At 55.5% G+C, this 20578-nt stretch carries 14 protein-coding genes; 10 read left to right on the top strand and 4 right to left on the bottom strand.

Features of this window, described 5'->3' with window-relative positions; translation table 11 throughout:
- Positions 1-4: 4 nt before the first annotated feature.
- Positions 5-649, bottom strand: coding sequence for a cysteine protease LapG (gene lapG, locus I6N93_RS11960; protein ID WP_085689097.1), 645 nt, complete (start codon positions 647-649; stop codon positions 5-7).
- 245 nt (positions 650-894) lie between these two features.
- Here lapG and murQ point away from each other — a divergent pair, with 245 nt between their 5' ends.
- The 3 genes from murQ (at position 895) to tadA (ending at position 3071) form a co-directional block, all read left to right on the top strand.
- Complete coding sequence (murQ, locus tag I6N93_RS11955; RefSeq protein ID WP_085689085.1) at positions 895-1788, top strand: N-acetylmuramic acid 6-phosphate etherase; 894 nt, start codon at positions 895-897, stop codon at positions 1786-1788.
- Positions 1789-1818: 30 nt separating this feature from the next.
- On the top strand, positions 1819-2496 hold the full coding sequence (yfhb, locus tag I6N93_RS11950; protein ID WP_085689082.1) for a phosphatidylglycerophosphatase C: 678 nt from the start codon (positions 1819-1821) through the stop codon (positions 2494-2496).
- A 68-nt stretch (positions 2497-2564) separates the two neighbouring features.
- A complete protein-coding gene (gene tadA / locus I6N93_RS11945; protein WP_217809370.1) occupies positions 2565-3071 on the top strand; it encodes a tRNA adenosine(34) deaminase TadA in 507 nt (168 codons plus the stop codon).
- Here tadA and mltF read toward each other — a convergent pair.
- A complete protein-coding gene (gene mltF, locus I6N93_RS11940; RefSeq protein ID WP_085689076.1) occupies positions 3060-4526 on the bottom strand; it encodes a membrane-bound lytic murein transglycosylase MltF in 1467 nt (488 codons plus the stop codon). The two genes, tadA and mltF, sit on opposite strands and share 12 nt — an antisense overlap.
- Positions 4527-4806: 280 nt before the next feature.
- Between mltF and purL the strand changes: the two genes are divergently transcribed.
- The 5 genes from purL to glnB all read left to right on the top strand — a co-directional run bounded on the left by purL (position 4807) and on the right by glnB (position 13651).
- On the top strand, positions 4807-8691 hold the full coding sequence (gene purL, locus I6N93_RS11935) for a phosphoribosylformylglycinamidine synthase (protein ID WP_085689094.1): 3885 nt from the start codon (positions 4807-4809) through the stop codon (positions 8689-8691).
- Positions 8692-9624: 933 nt separating this feature from the next.
- Complete coding sequence (locus tag I6N93_RS11930; protein WP_085689074.1) at positions 9625-11064, top strand: sensor histidine kinase; 1440 nt, start codon at positions 9625-9627, stop codon at positions 11062-11064.
- A 140-nt stretch (positions 11065-11204) separates the two neighbouring features.
- Positions 11205-11873, top strand: a complete 669-nt coding sequence (locus tag I6N93_RS11925; RefSeq protein ID WP_167459555.1) for a two-component system QseEF-associated lipoprotein QseG — start codon at positions 11205-11207, stop codon at positions 11871-11873.
- The gene (gene glrR, locus I6N93_RS11920) at positions 11870-13207 is read left to right on the top strand and encodes a two-component system response regulator GlrR (RefSeq protein WP_085689068.1); all 1338 of its coding nucleotides are present in this window, start codon (positions 11870-11872) and stop codon (positions 13205-13207) included. The genes I6N93_RS11925 and glrR overlap by 4 nt, the downstream gene beginning before the upstream one ends.
- A 105-nt stretch (positions 13208-13312) precedes the next feature.
- A complete protein-coding gene (glnB, locus tag I6N93_RS11915) occupies positions 13313-13651 on the top strand; it encodes a nitrogen regulatory protein P-II (RefSeq protein WP_085689065.1) in 339 nt (112 codons plus the stop codon).
- Between the two features lie 814 nt (positions 13652-14465).
- On the opposite strand, the gene I6N93_RS11910 is transcribed toward glnB, so the two are convergent.
- Together I6N93_RS11910 and I6N93_RS11905 are read right to left on the bottom strand one after the other, a co-directional pair.
- Positions 14466-15575 (bottom strand): polysaccharide lyase, encoded by a 1110-nt coding sequence (locus tag I6N93_RS11910; RefSeq protein ID WP_232100161.1) that lies wholly within the window; start codon positions 15573-15575, stop codon positions 14466-14468.
- A 496-nt stretch (positions 15576-16071) separates the two neighbouring features.
- Positions 16072-17169, bottom strand: a complete 1098-nt coding sequence (locus I6N93_RS11905; RefSeq protein WP_232100160.1) for a polysaccharide lyase — start codon at positions 17167-17169, stop codon at positions 16072-16074.
- A gap of 603 nt (positions 17170-17772) precedes the next feature.
- Between I6N93_RS11905 and glyA the strand changes: the two genes are divergently transcribed.
- Together glyA and I6N93_RS11895 are read left to right on the top strand one after the other, a co-directional pair.
- A complete protein-coding gene (gene glyA / locus I6N93_RS11900; RefSeq protein ID WP_085689055.1) occupies positions 17773-19026 on the top strand; it encodes a serine hydroxymethyltransferase in 1254 nt (417 codons plus the stop codon).
- 131 nt (positions 19027-19157) lie between these two features.
- Complete coding sequence (locus I6N93_RS11895; protein WP_085689052.1) at positions 19158-20327, top strand: 3-phenylpropionate MFS transporter; 1170 nt, start codon at positions 19158-19160, stop codon at positions 20325-20327.
- Positions 20328-20578: the final 251 nt, after the last annotated feature.

Raw genomic sequence — 20578 nt, 5'->3', positions numbered from 1 at the left:
CATCCTACTCATCAAGAGAAAATCCTTCTGCGCGCATTTTAATTAATAAGTCCTGCCAGCGAGACAGACGTTTGCTGTCGCCGGCGCGTCGGTTGCCGCCAGCGCCAGGGAGCCAGAGTCCGCCGCCATTAAAGGAATAGACCGGCAGCAAATCGTTACGCTGGGTGGCGGGTCGGATCTCGGTAATCAAACTATCCAGGATCAACGGGATGGCGTTTGGTGAAGGGTAATAGCTGAGCACCATATGCGCACGATCTAGGCTCAGCGCTTTAACGTAGGTGATGCGCAGCTTTTCACGCTCGACGCCAAGATGGATCAGCGTCAGATATTTGGCGATCGCATAGTCTTCGCAATCGCCCATCCCCTCTCGTAACATCTCGATCGGCGTGGCCCAGTAATCTTCTTGCCGCCAGACGTCGATGTCTTCCCGGTAAGCTATTCTGTCATTGAAAAAGCGATTGACCGACTCCAGCTTCTGACTTTCGGTGGCCGTTTGCTGCGCTTGCATCAATGCTTGCCATGCGGCTATCCGCTGGCGTGCCTCCAGCGTGGCCTGACCATATCGCTGATCGGTGATTGAGTTGATGGCGGAGAAATTCCAGTCCGCATAGAGCGTACCCGCCACCAGCAGCAGGCTGCCGATGAACAGATGTAATAGAACATGAACTAATGACTGGCGCTGCGCATGAAATTTCAACGTGACGTCTCTGTTACCCACCGGTGAGCCCGGACTCCGTGGTCTGAATCGGCGCCTGGGCAATCAGGCATTGTAGACCGCTGCCGCATAGCTTACTTTGAACGGTTGAAAAGTGCCATGTGATAACGATAGCAGGTACGACTGATTTATCACGAAGCTGACACGCATCAGCTTCGCATTCACAAGTGAGGAAGAGTATGGATTTAGGGGCACTGGTATCAGAGAGCCGTCACCCGGCGACGATGGATTTAGATCGTATGGCGACGCTGGACATGCTGGCCCTCATCAATGAAGAGGACCGACAGGTGCCTGAAGCCATCCGGCAGGTGCTGCCGGCGATTGCGCAGGCGGTGGACGTCACCGCCGCGTGCATGAAGGCGGGCGGTCGGCTGATCTACCTCGGCGCGGGGACCAGCGGACGTTTGGGCGTGCTGGACGCTTCCGAATGTCCTCCGACCTTCGGCCTCGCGCAGGGGCGGGTGATCGGGCTGATCGCGGGCGGTCCCGGCGCATTGTTAAAGGCGGTGGAAGGTGCGGAAGATAACCCAGCGGGGGGCGAGGCCGATCTGGCGGCGCTGTCGCTGACCTCGCAGGATATGGTGATCGGGCTGGCGGCATCCGGCAGAACTCCCTATGTGATTGGCGGCCTGGAGTATGCGCACCGTATCGGCTGCCATACCGCGGCGATTTCCTGCAACCCCGCGTCGCCGATTGCCAGGCTGGCTGAGATCGCCATCTCCCCGGTCGTCGGTCCCGAAGTGCTGACCGGCTCGACGCGGCTGAAGTCCGGCACCGCCCAGAAGCTGGTCCTGAATATGATTTCCACCGCTGCGATGGTCAGGTTGGGTAAGGTGTACCAAAATCTGATGGTGGATGTGAAAGCGACCAACGCCAAGCTGGTCGATCGCGCCTGCCGCATCGTGGTGGAAGCCTCCGGCGTGGAGCGCGGCATCGCGCGGCAGGCGCTGGAACAAACAGGGTATGAGGTCAAACCCGCGATCGTGATGCTGTTAACCGGCTGCGATGCCGCGCAGGCGCAGGAAAAACTGGCGCGTCATCAGGGATACCTGCGCGACGCGATTCAGGAATAGGGATGGGCCTTTCACGGCGCATGATCGTCAATGAGGCGGGGACGTCCCCGCCAATCTAAGGAGCCCGTTTTGAACGATAAGAAAAATTTGCGCGTCGTATTTTTCGACTTGGACGGCACACTGCATCAGCAGGATATGTTCGGTTGTTTTCTGCGGTATCTTATCCGGCGTTTGCCGTTGAATTTGCTGGTGGTTATTTCCGTGCTGCCCGTGGTGATGTTCTCGCTGCTGTGCGGGGGCAGGGCGGCTCGCTGGCCGATGAGCTGTTTACTGTGGGCCATCACGGTGGGCCGCGGTGAGGCGAAGCTCGAACAGTTGGAAAAAGCGTTTGTGGATAGTTTTCGTCGGCAGGTGACGCCGTTTCCCGAGGTGCAGCAAAGGCTGACCACTTACCTGAGCGCCAGCGATGCTCAGGTGTGGCTGGTCACCGGTTCGCCGCAGCGGCTGGTTGAAGCGGTTTATCGCGACGCCCCGTTTCTGCCGGGCGTGCGGCTGATGGGCAGCCAAATATCCCGTCGCTACGGCGGCTGGGTGCTCACGCTGCGCTGCCTGGGCCGGGAAAAGGTGGTGCAGTTGGAACGTCATCTGGGCGCTCCGCTGAAGCTTTACAGCGGCTACAGCGACAGTAAACAGGATAACCCGCTGCTGTACTTTTGCGAGCATCGCTGGCGGGTCACGCGGCAGGGGAGCCTGCAACAGCTGGAGTAATTCCACCACGCCACCCGCCGTGTATAATGCCCGCCGCGCACGAGAGACTGACTGGCAAAAGAGGCACGATGAACAGCGTAAATGGTGATGAATTCTGGATGCAGCACGCGCTGGTGCTGGCGCAACGGGCCTGGGACGAAGGGGAGGTTCCCGTCGGCGCGGTGCTGGTGCTGGACAATCAGGTGATCGGCGAAGGCTGGAACCGGTCTATCGGTCAGCACGATCCCACCGCGCATGCCGAGATCATGGCGCTGCGGCAGGGTGGCATGGTAGTGCAAAACTATCGTCTTCTGAACAGTACGCTATATATCACGCTGGAGCCGTGCGTGATGTGCGCGGGGGCAATGGTGCACAGCCGTATCGGCCGTGCGGTTTACGGCGCCGCCGACGCCAAGACGGGCGCGGCCGGATCGCTGGTGGACATTTTGCGTCATCCCGGTATGAATCATCAGATCGAGATCACATCGGGCGTACTGGCCGAGGCCTGTTCAACGCAGCTGAGCGACTTTTTCCGCCTGCGGCGGAAACAGCAAAAGGCGCGCCGTGCGGCGGCCAGCGGGGGATTACTTTCCTGACGGAGACAATCCGGACTGCGCCAGCGCCGGAGAAACGGCGGGATACCCTTCACCCGCCTGCTTAATATGCTGTGCCTGGTTCTCTTTTTCCGTCAGGTAGCCGACCAGGCTGATCGTATAGCGACGGATGTTTTCCACGTAGTTATAGGCTTCGTGACCTCGCGCATAGCCGTTGGCGGTCTGCTGGTAGTAACGTTTCTGACTGAGCATCGGCAGGCGCATTTTGACGTCCGCCCAGCTGTCCGGATTGCCTTTCTGCTTCTCCGTCAGCTTGCGCGCATCCATCAGATGGGCGTAACCCATATTGTAGGCCGCCAGTGCGAACCAGATTTTCTCGTCGTCCGGAATGGTGTTCGGCATACGCTGCATCATCAGCGACAGGTATTTTGCGCCGCCGCGAATGCTTTCTTCTGGATTCAGGCGGTCGACCACCGCCAGGCTTTCCGCCGTATTCCTCGTTAACATCATCAGACCGCGCACGCCGGTCGGCGAGGTCGCCAAAGGATTCCAGTGCGATTCCTGATAAGAGATGGCGGCCAGCAGCTTCCAGTCTATCTCCGTGGCATAGCGCTCAAACAGTAACCGCAGTCCCGGCAGTCTGTTGTCAATCGCGTTCAGAAACGTGGTTGTGTCCACATAGTCGAACTCACCGACGTGACCCAGATATTTTTCTCCGAGACGCGCCAGCGAGCCGTCTTCACCGATCCGGCTGAAGAAGTCCAGCATGGCGGCGGACAGGCTGTCATCGTGGGTTTGGCGCATATACCAGTTCACCGGCTCTTCATCGCTGAGATCAAAAGCGACCGCCAACTGCGGATAAATGCGCTGCAGCAACCCGACGCTGATCGAGTCCGCAATCGTGTAATCCAGCCTGCCGTCAACCACCTGTTTAAGCAGATCCAGCTCTGAGATGTTGGTGCTGGTTTCCCAGGTCAGGCTCGGATACCGCCTGGACTGCTGTTCGCGTAACGTGGATATCTGGGCGGCGCCGGACAATACCGCCAGACGGCCTTTGAGCTTGCCAAGCGACGTGGGACGAGGCGAGCCCAGTCGATATACCAGTTGTTGTGAGACGGAATAATAGGTGGGGCCCGCGCGGAACGACTGCGTCCGGTCGTCGCTGTAGGTCAGACCCGCCGCCAGCATATCGGCGTCGCCGTTATCGAGATCGGTGAATAATTCATCGATGTTCCGACGAGTAGAAACGACCAGCTTGACGCCGAGGTAATCGGCGAATCGTTTAGCCAGTTCATAATCGAGCCCTGACGGGGAGCCCCGATGTAGGGAGTAGGTCAGTGGAGAAACAATCGTACTGACACGTAGCTCACCACGTGAAAGGATTTGCCTGAGTTGGTCGTCCTGGCTACTGCGCCAGGGAATATTTGGCCACAGCGCCAATGCCAATAACAGTGCAATCGCCCCGATGAAAAAGTAATTTATCGTTAAACGCTTCAAGTAATTTGATGTCTCTCGGCGGCCTGTAGGCCTGTCTGTCTGTTAGGCAGTTTCTTATGCTGAATGTCCCAGAGTCGGGGCATTTTGCGTAACAAACCGCCAGGGTGCAACTTTTATTGCCCTGGTAACGAATTGGTCACCCATCATCAAAGATGTTCGGCTATTGTCGCGCAAACGGTTTCGTCGTGCGCCGGTATTCTCTATAATGTGCCGCGTTCCCCCTCCTGTAGCGCCATGGTGCCCGGCTATCGGTGCATCGAAGACGAGAGAATGTGAAATGATGGAAATACTGCGTGGTTCCCCGGCTTTATCGGCTTTTCGTATCAACAAACTATTGACGCGTTGCAAAGACAATTTTCTGCCCATCAGCGATATCTACGCTGAATATATGCATTTCGCCGACGTTACCGCCCCGTTAAGCCACGATGAAAAAACGCAGCTGGCCCGCTTGCTGAAATACGGTCCCTCACTCCCCGAACACGATCCCGCAGGCCGCCTGATGTTGGTCACGCCTCGTCCCGGCACCCTTTCTCCCTGGTCTTCCAAAGCCACGGACATTGTGCACAACTGCGGCCTGAGCACCGTTCGTCGTCTGGAGCGCGGTCTGGCTTTCTATATTCATGCGCCGACGCTGAGTGAAGCACAGTGGCAGTCGCTGAGCGAACTGCTGCACGACCGTATGATGGAGACGGTGTTCAGCGAACTGCAACAGGCGGAGCGTTTGTTTGTTCAGCACGAACCCGCGCCCCTTCAGCGGGTCGACATCATGGCGGAAGGGCGTCAGGCACTCGAAGCCGCCAACCTTCTTCTCGGACTGGCGCTGGCGGAAGACGAAATCGATTATCTGATCGACGCCTTTACCCGCCTGAACCGCAATCCGACCGACATCGAACTCTATATGTTCGCGCAGGCCAACTCGGAACACTGCCGGCACAAAATCTTCAACGCCGACTGGGTCATCGACGGCGTAAAACAGCCCAAATCCCTGTTCAAAATGATTAAAAATACCTATGAACAGACGCCGGATTTCGTGCTGTCCGCCTATAAAGACAACGCCGCCGTCATGACTGGCTCCGCCGTAGGACGCTTTTTCCCGAATCCGCAGGGTCGCTATGAATATCATCAGGAAGACGCTCATATCCTGATGAAAGTGGAAACCCATAACCATCCCACCGCCATCTCGCCGTGGCCGGGCGCCGCCACCGGCTCTGGCGGCGAAATTCGTGACGAAGGCGCGACCGGACGCGGCGCCAAGCCAAAAGCCGGACTGGTTGGTTTTTCCGTTTCCAACCTGCGCATACCCGGCTTTATTCAGCCGTGGGAGCAGGACTTCGGCAAGCCGGATCGCATCGTCAACGCGTTGGATATCATGCTGGAAGGCCCGCTGGGCGGCGCGGCGTTCAACAACGAATTCGGCCGTCCGGCCCTGACCGGTTACTTCCGTACTTATGAAGAGTCGGTCGACAGCCACAATGGAACGGAAGTCCGCGGTTACCATAAACCTATTATGCTGGCGGGCGGGATCGGCAACATTCGCGCGGATCATGTGCAGAAGGGCGAGATCGCCATCGGTGCGAAGCTGATCGTGCTGGGCGGACCGGCGATGAATATTGGTCTGGGCGGTGGCGCGGCCTCTTCCATGACCTCCGGCCAGTCCGATGCCGATCTGGACTTCGCCTCGGTGCAGCGTGATAACCCGGAAATGGAGCGCCGCTGTCAGGAAGTGATCGACGTTTGCTGGCAGCTCGGTGACGAAAACCCGATTCTGTTCATTCATGACGTGGGCGCGGGCGGCCTGTCCAACGCCATGCCGGAGCTGGTCAGCGACGGCGGGCGCGGCGGCCGTTTCGAACTGCGCGACATTTTGAACGACGAGCCGGGCATGAGCCCGTTGGAAGTGTGGTGTAACGAGTCGCAGGAGCGCTATGTGCTGGCGGTCGCGCCGGAACAGTTGGCGACATTCGACGCCATTTGTCGCCGCGAGCGTGCGCCCTACGCCGTGATCGGCGAAGCGACCGAGGAACAGCATCTGACGCTGAACGATCGCCACTTCGACAATCAACCGATCGACATGCCGCTGGAAGTGCTGCTGGGTAAAGCGCCGAAAATGCAGCGCGATGTGACCCGGCTGCACAATGAAGGCAAGCCGCTCAACTTCGACAATATCTATCTGGCCGACGCTATCGAGCGCGTACTCCATTTACCGGCCGTCGCCGAAAAAACCTTCCTGATCACCATCGGCGACCGTAGCGTCACCGGCATGGTCGCACGGGATCAGATGGTGGGGCCGTGGCAGGTGCCGGTCGCTGACTGCGCTGTAACAACGGCGAGTCTGGACAGCTACTACGGCGAAGCGATGTCCATCGGGGAGCGTACGCCGGTGGCGCTGCGTAACTTCGCCGCCTCGGCCCGTTTAGCGGTAGGGGAAGCGCTCACTAACATCGCAGCGACGCACATCGGCGATCTGAAACGCATCAAGCTGTCCGCCAACTGGATGTCCGCCGCCGGGCATCCAGGCGAGGACGCAGGTCTGTATGAAGCCGTCAAAGCCGTCGGCGAAGAGCTGTGTCCGGCGTTGGGGCTGACCATTCCCGTGGGTAAAGATTCGATGTCCATGAAAACCCGCTGGCAGGAAAACGGCGAGGATCACGCCGTCACATCGCCGCTGTCGCTGGTAATCACCGCGTTTGGCCGCGTGGAAGACGTGCGAAATACCGTTACGCCGCAGCTGCGCACCGATAAAGACAACGCCCTGCTGCTGATCGATCTCGGCATTGGTCATCATGCGCTGGGCGCGACGGCGCTGGCGCAGGTGTATCGTCAGTTAGGACGTAAAACGGCGGACGTGCGCAGCCCGGAACAACTGGCCGGTTTCTTCAACGCCATGCAGAAGCTGGTCGCCGACAAGGCGCTGCTGGCCTACCACGACCGTTCTGACGGCGGCCTGCTGGTGACGCTGGTGGAAATGGCCTTTGCCGGTCATTGCGGCCTGTCCGCCGATATCGGCAGTATGGGCGAAGACGGTCTGACTATTCTGTTTAACGAAGAATTAGGCGCGGTCATTCAGGTTGAAGCCGACCGACGCGCGGAAGTTGAGCAGGTGTTGGCGGCGTTTGGTCTGGCGGAGTGCGTGCACTACCTGGGCCGCGCGGAAGCGGGCAACCAGTTCGTCATCTCCCTGGGCGAGGAAGTGATTTATCGTGAGAAACGCTCCACGCTGCGCAGCTGGTGGGCGGAAACGACCTGGCAGATGCAGCGCCTGCGCGATAACCCGCAGTGCGCTGATGAAGAGCATCTGGCGAAAGAAGACGACAGCGATCCGGGTCTGAACGTTTCGTTGAGCTTCGATCCGCAGGAGGACATTACCGCGCCGTTCATCAATACGCAGGTGCGTCCGAAAGTGGCCGTACTGCGTGAGCAGGGCGTCAACTCGCATGTGGAAATGGCCGCGGCGTTCGATCGGGCCGGATTTGAGGCTATCGATGTCCACATGAGCGATCTGCTGGCGGGCCGACGTGACCTGCAGGACTTCCAGGCGCTGGTCGCCTGCGGCGGCTTCTCGTATGGTGACGTCTTGGGCGCAGGCGAAGGTTGGGCGAAGTCTATCCTGTTCAACAGCCGCGTCCGCGATGAATTCTCGGCGTTCTTTGCGCGTCCGCAGACGCTGGCGCTGGGGGTGTGCAACGGCTGTCAGATGATGTCCACGCTGCGCGAGCTGATCCCGGGAGCAGAGAACTGGCCGCGTTTCGTTCGCAACAAATCAGATCGCTTCGAAGCGCGCTTTAGTCTGGTGGAGATCGCTCAGAGCCCATCGCTGTTTATGCAGGATATGGCGGGTTCGCGCATGCCTATCGTCGTGTCGCATGGCGAAGGGCTGGTGGAAGTGCGGGATGCTGCGCAACTGGCCGCGTTGGAACAACAGCAACTGGTGGCGCTGCGCTTCGTCAATAACTATGGTCAGGTCGCAGAAAACTATCCGGCCAACCCGAACGGATCGCCGCGCGGGATCACAGCGGTGACCAGCGTCGGCGGGCGCGCCACCATCATGATGCCGCATCCTGAGCGTGTATTCCGCACCGTCAGCAACTCCTGGCATCCGGATTCCTGGGGCGAGGATAGCCCGTGGATGCGGATGTTCCGCAATGCGCGTAAGCAGCTTGGATAAGGTACTTTGGCTTAGCTGAAGCACTGACGGAAAAAGGGGCGAAGCTCCCAGGACCGGACACCTTGGGTGTCCGGTTTTTTTATGGGCCTAAACCTTGACACTAGGCTATGACGAACGATCGGATAATACGGCGTTGCCGATCCGCAGAGGGTGTGTTCTACCGTGCGCCACTTTCCCCGCGTGATCTTGCGAACGGCACAGGAAAGCGGCGTGGGTAGCGCTGAAAGAACGCCGCCTTTTTTCTGCCATATTGCGGGTTTCAACCCATTCTTAAATGCGCGCTCCGAACGGGCTGTCTCATAGCCACGACAAGGCTATTCTGGGCTGTCTCCTAATGGAGACATCTATTTTGTTGATAAATAAGTTTTTTATTTTTTAACTATTTTGGTGTCGGTTTTTAGCGACAGAAAACGGAAACGCGCGAGGCGATACCGACTCATTCACGGGCGATGAGCGAAGTAAGAAGAAAACTGAAATTTAATTTCGATTAAACATCAATTGGTTATGATATTACGTAGATTGATGGCACGGTAGATGCTATAGCTTATTCAGCTGCTCATTCAGCTGGTTATGACAGCGAAGCGGAGTCAACGCTTTTGCTCATGACGCCCGGAATGATGCCATAAGAAATGGTGCCTATCGTCCAACATTAACGATAACTGTGCGTACAAACGAACTTTATCACCCCTCGGACGACACGTTGAGTGAGGCACCCCCTCTTCAGAGACCCGGTCAAACTTCCCGTTTGACCGGGTTTTGCTTTTTTAGCGCCTCCATGCGCTGAAACGCGCTAATTCTGCGAGGCGTTTCGCATTCTTTCCGGTAATCCGACCGAATTTCGCGATGGGCTGGCATGCGCTTCTCAGGTCGTGGGCGAAAACATTGCACTTTCGCTGGAGTTGGCTAGCATCGAGCGAATGAACAGGCAACGAGATGGTCTCATTGAAACGATGGCGTTTATTTCCCCGATCTCTGCGACAGCTGGTCATCATGGCGTTCTTGCTGGTGCTGCTGCCCTTGCTGGTACTGGCCTATCAGGCTTATGGCAGCCTGAATGCCCTCAGCGAACAGGCTGCCATCATTAACCGTACCACGCTGGCGGATGCCCGCCGCAGCGAGGCGATGGCCGGTTTGGCATTGGCGCTGGAACGCAGCTATCGTCAGTATTGTGTACTGGACGATCGCGCGCTGTCCCAGCTCTATCAAACTCAGCGCAGGCAGTATGTTCAGATGCTGGACGTCCACGCTCCGATCCTGCCCGATCCTCAATTACCCCAGCGCCTGCGGCAGTATCTGACGCAACTGGCGGAGATGCATTGTCAGAACAGTGCCCCGAGCCGTGAAGCCTCTGCTCTTCTGGAGCGCTTTTCTCAGGCCAATACGCAGATGGTGCAGGTAACGCGAGAAGTGATTTTCTCCCGCGGGCAGCAGCTTCAGCGGACTATCGCGGAGCGCGGCCAGTTCTTCGGGTGGCAGGCGCTGTTGTTGTTTCTGGTCAGCGTGCTGCTGGTGGGGCTGTTTACCCGCATGATTATCGGTCCGGTCAAGGGCGTCGAGCGGATGATCAACCGCTTAGGTGAAGGACTGCCGTTGGGGACATCCCTAACGTTCAGAGGCCCCCGGGAAATTCGTTCGTTGGGACAACGCATCATCTGGCTGAGCGAACGTCTCTCATGGCTTGAAGCGCAGCGGCATGAGTTTCTGCGGCACATTTCACATGAACTCAAAACGCCGCTGGCGAGCCTGCGCGAAGGCACGTCGCTGCTTGCGGATGAGGTCGCCGGACCGCTGACGGAAGACCAGCGGCAGGTCGTCGCTATTCTGGACAGCAGCAGCCGTCATCTACTACAGCTGATAGAGCAGCTGCTCGACTACAACCGCCAGCTTGCTGATGCGCCGACCGAACTTGAGCCGGTGGATCTGGCGGCGATCGTCGAGTCCGTCGTCGCCGACCATAGTCTGCCAGCGCGCGGCAAAGCGATGAGGACGCACGTTGAACTGGACGTCACAATGTGCCATGCGGAAACCACGCTGTTGATGAGAGTGCTGGATAATCTCTATTCCAATGCGGTGCACTATGGGCAGGAATCCGGTAACATTTGGGTGCGCAGCCGCAGCGTCGGTTCGCACCTTCAGATTGATGTCGCCAATACGGGAGCGCCGATACCGGAAGCGGAACGCAGCATGATTTTCGAGCCTTTTTATCAGGGTGCGCATCAGCGCAAAGGCGCAGTCAAGGGCAGTGGACTGGGGCTAAGCATCGCGCAAGATTGCATTCGGCGAATGCGCGGCGAGCTGGCTCTGGTTTCGGTAGACTATGCCGACGTCTGTTTCCGTATCGAATTGCCATTAACCACCGAGAATCAAGCATGAATGCACGGTTTTTCCGCTCCTTATTCCCCCGTCGGTATGCTGTGGCAGCATCAACCCTATGGGGCCGTGTGTTACGCATTTTGCTGATCTCTTCACCCCTTTTAGTCGGCTGCGCACAACCCGTGGGCGGCGGAACGCCCATGATTATCGAAGCTAACCGCGAGCCCAATCGGCTGTTGGCCGATTATAGCCGGGTGGACTGCCGTCCCCTTTGGCTGGCGAATAGCCGTGAAGCCATGGCAAATTCCCTGTATTGGCTGAGGGCGATGGATTGCGCGGCCCAACTATCCCCATCGCAGGCGCTGACGCAGGCCAATCAGACGCCGACGTCTTCAGACTGGGCCGGGCTCTGGAAACAAAGTCTGCTGCGCGAGCGGGCTGGCACGGTTCCCGCGGAGCAGCGGCAGCGGATCGCCCGGCTGGCGCAGGAGAGCGAAGACATACCGGGAGGGCTTATCCCCTTGCTGCAGCTGTGGATGGACAAGCAGCAACTGGCTGCCTTTCAGGACGAAGCGCGCGCGCGAGCGCAGCATTTGCAGGACGATCACAACAAAGCGTTGGCCGATCTCCGTGAACAGCAAAATCAGCTGCGTGAGCAGTTAGATATCACGACGCGCAAGTTGAAAAACCTGACGGATATTGAGCGTCAGCTGTCGGCGCGCAAAGCGGTGTCCGCTGATTTTTCTGACGGAGAGGAGCGTCGCGACAACGCTCAGACACGTTCGTCGTCAGAGACGAATGTGAAGCCTCTGAACGCCGAGACCTCACCGGCGCAGCCTGGTTCGAAAATGGGAGTCAATAATCCATGATGAAGCGGCAATCCGCCAGCCTGCTGCTGGTCGACGACGATCCCAGCCTGCTGAAGCTATTGGGAATGCGTTTGACCAGCGAAGGCTTCAGTGTGACGACCACCGCCAGCGGTCAGGACGCGTTGCGTTTGCTGATGCGCGAAAAAATCGACCTGGTGATCAGTGATTTGCGGATGGATGAAATGGACGGCCTCGCGCTGTTCGCGGAGATCCAGAAGCAGCAACCGGGGATGCCGGTTATTATTCTGACCGCGCATGGATCTATTCCGGATGCGGTGGCGGCGACGCAAAAAGGCGTATTCAGCTTCCTGACCAAGCCTGTCGATCGCGATGCGCTCTATCAGGCCATCGGCGAGGCCTTATCGGTGGCGGCGCCCGCTCGGGACGATAGCTGGAGAGAGACGATGATTACCCGCAGTCCGCTGATGCTGCGTCTGCTGGAGCAGGCTAAAATGGTCGCGCAATCGGATGTCAGCGTGTTGATTAATGGCCAGAGCGGGACCGGTAAAGAGGTGCTGGCACAGGCGATTCATTCGGCCAGCCCGCGAGCCGACAAACCCTTCGTGGCGATCAATTGCGGCGCGCTGCCGGAGCCGCTGCTGGAGTCGGAGCTGTTCGGCCATGCCCGTGGCGCGTTCACCGGGGCTGTGAGCAGTCGTGATGGCCTGTTTCGCGCGGCGGACGGTGGAACGCTGTTTCTGGATGAGATAGGCGATATGCCGTTGTCCCTACAGGTTAAGCTGTTGCGGGTATTGCAGGAACGTAAAGTCAGGCCGCTCGGCAGCAACAACGATCTGGATATCGACGTGCGTATTATTTCGGCGACCCATCGCAACTTGCCCAAGGCGATGGAGAAAGGGGAGTTTCGGGAAGATCTGTTTTACCGTCTCAACGTCGTGAATATGAAAATCCCGGCGCTGAATGAGCGTTCAGAAGATATTCCTTTGCTCGTCAACCACCTGCTGCGCGATGCCGCTGCGCGTCATAAACCGTTTGTGCATAGTTTTTCCACGGATGCCATGAAACGCTTGATGACGGCGAGCTGGCCGGGTAACGTGCGGCAACTGGTCAATGTCATCGAACAATGTGTGGCATTGACTAGCGCGCCGGTCATTAGCGAGGCGTTGGTCGAACAGGCGCTGGAAGGCGAAAATACGGCTTTGCCGACTTTTGCGGATGCGCGCCATCAATTTGAGCTGAACTATCTGCGTAAACTGCTGCAGATCGCCAAGGGCAATGTCACTCATGCGGCTCGCATGGCGGGCCGTAACCGGACTGAATTTTATAAACTGCTGGCGCGCCATGAACTGGACGCCAATGATTTTAAAGACTAACTATGGGTAAGTATCGTGCTGATAGCGGGTGCGAGTTAATGCGCGGCCCATCGCATAAACGATGCCAGGCTACGGCCGAGACAAAGTGATGATTAGGATTTCTTGATGAAAAAAATTGATGCGATTATCAAGCCCTTCAAACTGGACGACGTTCGTGAAGCGTTGGCGGAAGTAGGGATTACCGGCATGACGGTGACTGAAGTCAAAGGATTTGGTCGCCAGAAAGGTCATACCGAGCTGTATCGCGGTGCGGAATACATGGTGGATTTCTTGCCTAAGGTAAAAATCGAAATCGTTGTTGCTGACGATATCGTTGATACCTGTGTCGAAACCATTATGCAAACGGCTCAGACGGGTAAAATCGGCGACGGTAAAATTTTTGTTTATGACGTTAGACAGGTCGTGCGTATTCGTACAGGTGAGGAAGACGAAGCCGCGCTTTAAGGAGTTAGGGCTTTTTTTACGTCCTTTGGACCACAAAACGAGCTGAATCAATGCCGTCCGTAATATGTCGTCGGCGTTGATTTAGGTACACCCGGGGGGGTTGTCTAATCTGACGGTTCTCACCTGATCGTCACCCCCGATATTCGTGTCTGGGTATCTATTTGCCGCAGGTTATCCCACTTCTTTGTCGGAGCATCATTGACTGCATAACGAGCTTTACCACGCCTTTGTCATTCGCAGAGGACGAGATCCGATACTCGGGAAACTTTCCAGTTGCTGCTATATTCCAGAGGGAAAGGTTTTATTGGTCTTATGGCGCTCAGGAGCAGAAACCACAGGCGGTAAAAGCAGGCTACGTCATCAGGAAAGACGACCGGATCAATCATCGTGAGCTGAACAAAGCCCTTCAGGTTCTATTTATTCAGATGATACAGGCATGTTTCAGGAACCCTATTATGGCCGCGTCAAAATTTGGTTAAAATATTATAGCGCTCATGATGGCGATAAAGGGAACGAATATAACTTAGCCTGGTTTTTAATAGATAACAGGGGCGGTGAGATACCCATCTTCTGGTATAAAAATAGAATTAACATGTTTTTTTGACGACTGTTGTCGTTTTATCCAACCCTGACTTTGATATTATTTAGGACGAAATTGTTTTTTATAAAAACAATATATGTATTATTGATATATTGACGATGGCATGATGATATTTCCGCCTTTTTATTCTGGCCGGTCACTCCGTTATTCATACGGCGTGACCGGCCATGATATGCCACGTTTTTATATTACGCAGACAGCATCAATGCTGGATTAGATTTTACCGTAACCGGCACCAGCTACGATGGCTTTCATTAAGTTGGAGTTCATGGCCTGTACCTTGTAAGAATAAGGGATCTTAGCGGTATAGTTAGTGAAACCACAGCTTGATAGTCCAGCGGCGCTATTGTTGATGAGCGAATTTTTATCGGTGAATGTCTTACCGTTAAACGCTTTCACGACGTCGCACGGTTTCTTGAGATTGGCAATATTGAAACCGTTGCTTTCTGACAGCAGGCTGCCGCTAGTACCGATACCAAAGCTGTAGAGATAGGGATATACCGAAGCCTTAACATCTCCCATGTAGACGTTGTTGAACGCATGCACATTGCCGAAACGAACGCGTGGCGTACGTTCGCGGACCTGGTTAAACAGGTTGTTGTAGAAGGTCACGTGCAGTTTGCCCGCATCCTGCCCCCCATTGGTGTCGCTGTGACCAATCAGGATGGTTTTATCGTGCAGTTCGAATCGGCTATTGGAGATAGTCACATAGTCGGCACCGCGTTTAACATCCAAAGCGGCGTCGTGCTGTACGTAGCGTTCGCCGTTTTTGGTCGTGTATTTGTTGTCGGTAAAACTGCCGTCGCTGATGGTCACGTGGTCTATCCAAACGTGATGAGACGTGCTGATGTTTATGCCGTCCCATTCCGCATTCCAACCATCGCCCTGCTCATAATGCGGGGCGACGTCGACCGGGGTTTCAACGTAGATATTACGCACGATGACGTTGCTCACGCTGTTGATAACTAGAGAACCTTTGATGAATTTACCAGTGTTGCCGATGCCGATAATCGTCGTATTCGCTGGGATGCTGAGCTGACTGCGGGCTTTTTGGTCTGCAAAAGAGCTATAGGCCTTGCCTCCGCTGATATCGATTGTTCCGGTAATCTGGATGATTTTTGCTTTGCTTCCGGCGGCTAGCGCCGCCTTGAATTCAGCAATGTTCTTCGCGGTGTATATGTTGGCGGCAGCAGCAGAGGCGCCACCGGTGGTTGCGCCTGCCTGCGTGGCCCAACCGACGGATGCCGTCGTGCGGGCTTGCGTTGTGAGCAGGCTGGCGGCGGAGGCGTTGGAAGTCATCAACGCGGCGGTAATACCGGCCATCAGCAGCGGTTTGGCGCAAGAGCAAATACGCAAGGATAATCCGTAATACTCCGGTTGTGTTCTTTTAGATAAAATACTGGTGCTCATTTAGAAGTTCCTTTTTCATTATAAAATTCATTCATCAGATCCTTATCGACCCGCTTGATATATATATCAAAGCGTCTGGCCCATTATTCAGAACTGGGATTTGCTGTTTTTGATCAAAGTCACTTTCCTGAGAGAAAGTTTTAATTGTCTGGGAGATGTTTTACTTAAAGAGAGGTTTAGATGAAATGAAAATTTCAGAGTGTAACTATATACATTGATATATTGGGTGGCGTTTTTTTGTTGTGTCGTATTCTTATCAATTTTTATAGGTGTTAATAAATAGATTTTTATGATTATTTATCGGCCTTTTCTTATTTTATTGTTAGCTATATGTGATCGCGATAAAATAAAAACAGAGTAAAGCGGCAACCCTGATCAATAATCTTTTATGATTGCCGCTATTGTTTATTTAGAGTTTGCCGAAACCGGCATTGGCGGCGATTTCGCCAGACAAGCTGGTCGTCATTGGTTGCACGGTATAGCTGTAGGGGATAGTGTCCGTATATGCTGTAAAGCCACAGGTGGATAAATCAACTTCGTTGCCGTTTTGTATGGAGCCTTTATCGGAGAAAATTTTGCCATTAAAGGCTTTGACCACGCTGCATTTACCGCGGAGGTTGCTGACGGTAAAGCCGTTACTCTCTGATAATAGACTGCTGCTGGTGCCGATGCCAAAGCTGTACAGGTAAGGATAAGTCGTGTCCTTCACGTCACCGATATAGACATTGTTGAAGGCATGTATGTTGCCGAAACGAATTCTCGGCGCACGTTCACGTACCCGGTTAAATAGGTTGTTGAAGAAAGTAACGTGCAGCTTGCCCGCATCCTGAGCGCTGTTGCTGTCGCTGTGGCCGACCAGGACGGTTTTATCATGCAGTTCAAAGCGACTATTGGAAACGGTGACATAATCAGAGCCGCGTTTAATATCTAACGCGCCGTCATGTTGTACAAAGGTTTCGCCATCCTTGGTCGTGTACAGGTCGTCCGCAAAACTGCCGTCGCTAATGGTCACATGGTCGATCCACACATGGTCGGCGGTCTGAACATTCATCGCATCCCATTCCGCATTCCAGCCATCGCCCGACTCATAGTGCGGCGCAACGTCGACCGGCGTTTCAATATAAATATTCCGCAGAATCACGTTGCTGACCTCTTTAACGATGAGTGAACCGTTGGTGAATTTACCCTGGTCGCCAATACCGATGATCGTGGTATTGGAAGGGATCTGGATCTGGCTACGTGCTTTTTGATCGGCGAAGCTCATGTAGGCGGTGCCGCCGCTGATGTCGATAGGTGCCGTAATCTGGATGATTTTGCTGGTGCTGCCGGCAGCCAGCGCGGTTTTGAACTCGTCGATCGTGCCTGCGCTGTAGATGTTCTCTTCCGCTGCGGCGGAGCCTCCGGTGGTTGAACCGTTTTGAGAGGCCCAACCGACGACGGGTGCGGTGGTTAGGGCTTCCTGCGTCAGCAGGGAACCGGCGGTTGCGCTGGAGGACATCAGCGCCATCGCGACGCTCACGAACAGTAAACGTGAAGGCGTTTTCAGCGAAAAGGTGGAAGGGGTCAATCGGCCGGAATGGCCTGGTCCAATGCGAGGTGAAAGATTAGTCATAAGGCTATCTCCTTGTTATGCCCACGTGTATCGCCTACGTTTCCCTGGTGTAAGAATAAAAGAGCTGGTGGTTTAAATTCATTTAGTATTAACAAGTTATCAGCCAATTCATTAGGGCCCAATGTCATTATTGGGAATAATTATTCCTGATCAAAGATGCGTTAAAAATACTAAGTATCAGAATGGTCCTAGAGGTCGCGGGGCGAAAAATCCAGAGGGAGTGATGAGAGTAATGATGAGGGAAAGAGAGAGGCGCCAGCCCATTAGATCACAACTCAACATGAAAAAATGCAGGTGGCTGATGAGAAAAAGTCGCTGCTTACCGACAGCGTGAGAAAAGCGCAAACCCTTGCGCTGCCTGTAGCTAATCGTTTGCGCAAAAACCTCTGTCAAAGCCTATCTTCGCCGGTGAAAATCGGTTTACACTATAGGCCAGTGCCTTTCGGGGCGATTATATTGCGTTGTAAAAATGCACGTTAGCTGAGTCAGGAGATCCGGATGTTAAAGCGTGAAATGAACATTGCCGATTATGATGCCGAGCTGTGGCAGGCTATGCAGCAGGAAGTAGTGCGTCAGGAAGAACACATTGAGCTGATTGCTTCAGAAAACTACACCAGCCCACGCGTCATGCAGGCCCAGGGATCTCAACTGACCAACAAGTATGCGGAAGGATACCCGGGCAAACGCTATTACGGCGGTTGCGAATATGTCGATATCGTCGAGCAACTGGCCATTGATCGTGCGAAAGCGCTGTTTGGCGCGGACTACGCTAACGTTCAGCCGCACTCGGGCTCTCAGGCTAACTTCGCGGTTTACACCGCGCTGCTGCAGCCCGGCGATACCATTCTGGGCATGAACCTGGCTCACGGCGGACACTTGACGCACGGCGCGCCGGTTAACCTGTCCGGTAAACTGTATAAAGTTATTCCTTACGGTATCGACGAAACCGGCAAGATCGACTACGACGAAATGGCTGAGTTGGCGCGTACTCACAAACCGAAAATGATCGTCGGCGGCTTTTCGGCTTATTCCGGGGTGGTTGACTGGGCGAAAATGCGTGAAATCGCTGACAGCGTGGGCGCTTACCTGTTCGTTGATATGGCGCATGTGGCTGGTCTGGTCGCCGCTGGCGTTTACCCTACGCCGGTGCCTCATGCGCACATCGTCACCACCACTACGCACAAAACGCTGGCGGGTCCGCGCGGCGGCCTGATCCTGGCGAAAGGCGGTGATGAAGAACTGTATAAGAAACTGAACTCCGCGGTATTCCCGGGTGGCCAGGGTGGTCCGCTGATGCACGTGATTGCGGGTAAAGCGGTAGCGCTGAAAGAAGCGATGGAGCCTGGTTTTACCGTTTACCAGCAGCAGGTAGCGAAAAACGCGAAGGCGATGGTTGAAGTTTTCCTTTCGCGCGGTTTTAACGTGGTGTCCGGCGGTACGCAAAACCACCTGTTCCTGCTGGATCTGGTCAGCAAAGATATTACTGGTAAAGAAGCCGATGCTGCGTTGGGTCGCGCGAACATCACCGTCAATAAAAACAGCGTGCCGAACGATCCTAAAAGCCCGTTTGTGACCTCCGGTGTTCGTATCGGTACGCCATCCGCCACCCGCCGCGGCTTCAAGGAAGCGGAAGTGCGCGAACTGGCTGGATGGATTTGTGACGTGCTGGATAACATCAACGACGAAGCTGTGATTGAGCGCACCAAGCAGAAAGTGCTGGAACTCTGCGCTCGCTTCCCTGTTTACGCCTAAGATTGCGATGCGTGCTTCGTCACGCACAGCGAATAGACGCCAGCGCAACGCTGGCGTTTTTTTATCTGTCGACCGTGGTTGCGCCTGTCAAACAACCTTGCCAAAGTAGCCGGTCGAGTCCAGGAGAATTCATGGTTTTACGATCCGCTCGCTGGCTGGCTCTCAGCTATTTCACCTACTTTTTCTGCTACGGCATTTTCTTGCCCTTTTGGGGGCGGTGGCTACAGGGAGAAGGTCTCTCGGATGAAGCTATTGGGCTGTTGCTCGGCGCGGGTCTGGTCGCTCGCTGCTGCGGGAGTCTGGCTATCACCGCCGGGGTGAGCCATCCGTCCCGCCTGATCGGCGCGTCGCGCTGTCTGGCGTTGGTATCGCTGAGCATGGCCTTCGGATTCTGGCTTGGCAACGCGTGGCTGTGGCTGCTGCTGGTCATGATCGGCTTCAACCTGTTCTTCGCACCGCTGGTCCCGTTGACCGATGCGTTGGCCAATACCTGGCGTCAACAGCTCACGATGGACTACGGACGGGTGCGGCTGTGGGGATCGGTCGCATTCGTTATTGGTTCTGCGGTCACCGGTGATTTAGTGGCCGTTTGGGGTCATCCAGCCATTCTTATGGTTCTGTGCGTCGGCTTGCTGTGTATGTTGCTAGGGATGTTGTTTCGACCTGAAACCGCCCCGCAGGCGGCCGCGTCAACGGCATCCGATCCCGGTACAACCCCGTGGCGTCAGCTACTGAGTCAAACCGCCGTGTGGCGCTTTATGCTTGGCGTCACCCTGTTGCATGGAGCGCATGCTGCGTATTACGGCTTCAGCGTCATTTATTGGCAAAATATGGGCTATTCGGCGTCGGTGGTTGGGTATCTTTGGTCGCTTGGCGTGGTGGCAGAGATTGTCATTTTTGCGTTCAGTCATCGATTATTTCGGCGCTGGACGGCGCAGGGACTGCTGTTGCTCTCCGCCGCATGCGGCGTGATCCGCTGGGGGCTGATGGGCTCGACCACGTCGTTGCCGTGGATGATCGTGATTCAGATACTACATTGCGGGACGTTTACGGTATGTCATTTGTCGGCCATGCGCTTTATCGCCACGCGTCAGGGCAGCGATATACTAAAACTGCAAGCGGTGTATTCCGCGCTGGCGATGGGCGGCGGAATCGCGCTGGTCACGGTCTTGTCGGGTTATCTGTTCGGCCATTTGCAGGGTAAAACGTTCTGGGTGATGGCGCTGATGGCGTTGCCGGTCCTGTTTTTACGTTTGCCGGATACGGCGAAGATAAAGACCTGCCTCAATGAAAATCATTAGTCAGAGGTAATGATGGTATTCGGTGCAATGACGTCGCGATGGCCGGGCCGACTGGCAGCAGGTCCCCTGGTGTGCGTTGTCCCTGAGCGGCGGCGCATTGCTGGTGGTGGGGGGGGCTGTACGTCAACGCTCAACCCGCCATGATGGGGGGATTTGCCCGTTTACGGGATAATCACGACGGTTTCCCTACGTTTCGACGACTGTCGGGAGGCTAGCAGCTTAAAGCCCCGGCATAGACCGGGGCGGAAAGG

It is taken from the genome of Lonsdalea populi (assembly GCF_015999465.1).
Lineage (GTDB): Bacteria > Pseudomonadota > Gammaproteobacteria > Enterobacterales > Enterobacteriaceae > Lonsdalea > Lonsdalea populi.
This window is presented reverse-complemented; position numbering and strand designations above follow the sequence as displayed.

Bases quoted from the DNA above. Each gene is read 5' to 3' on its own strand.
- murQ (WP_085689085.1), top strand. From the start codon at position 895: ATGGATTTAGGGGCACTGGTATCAGAGAGCCGTCACCCGGCGACGATG.
- yfhb (WP_085689082.1), top strand. From the start codon at position 1,819: ATGAGGCGGGGACGTCCCCGCCAATCTAAGGAGCCCGTTTTGAACGAT.
- tadA (WP_217809370.1), top strand. From the start codon at position 2,565: ATGAACAGCGTAAATGGTGATGAATTCTGGATGCAGCACGCGCTGGTG.
- purL (WP_085689094.1), top strand. From the start codon at position 4,807: ATGGAAATACTGCGTGGTTCCCCGGCTTTATCGGCTTTTCGTATCAAC.
- I6N93_RS11930 (WP_085689074.1), top strand. From the start codon at position 9,625: ATGGTCTCATTGAAACGATGGCGTTTATTTCCCCGATCTCTGCGACAG.
- I6N93_RS11925 (WP_167459555.1), top strand. From the start codon at position 11,205: ATGATTATCGAAGCTAACCGCGAGCCCAATCGGCTGTTGGCCGATTAT.
- glrR (WP_085689068.1), top strand. From the start codon at position 11,870: ATGATGAAGCGGCAATCCGCCAGCCTGCTGCTGGTCGACGACGATCCC.
- glnB (WP_085689065.1), top strand. From the start codon at position 13,313: ATGAAAAAAATTGATGCGATTATCAAGCCCTTCAAACTGGACGACGTT.
- I6N93_RS11910 (WP_232100161.1), bottom strand. From the start codon at position 15,575: ATGGCCGGTATTACCGCCGCGTTGATGACTTCCAACGCCTCCGCCGCC.
- I6N93_RS11905 (WP_232100160.1), bottom strand. From the start codon at position 17,169: ATGGCGCTGATGTCCTCCAGCGCAACCGCCGGTTCCCTGCTGACGCAG.
- glyA (WP_085689055.1), top strand. From the start codon at position 17,773: ATGTTAAAGCGTGAAATGAACATTGCCGATTATGATGCCGAGCTGTGG.
- I6N93_RS11895 (WP_085689052.1), top strand. From the start codon at position 19,158: ATGGTTTTACGATCCGCTCGCTGGCTGGCTCTCAGCTATTTCACCTAC.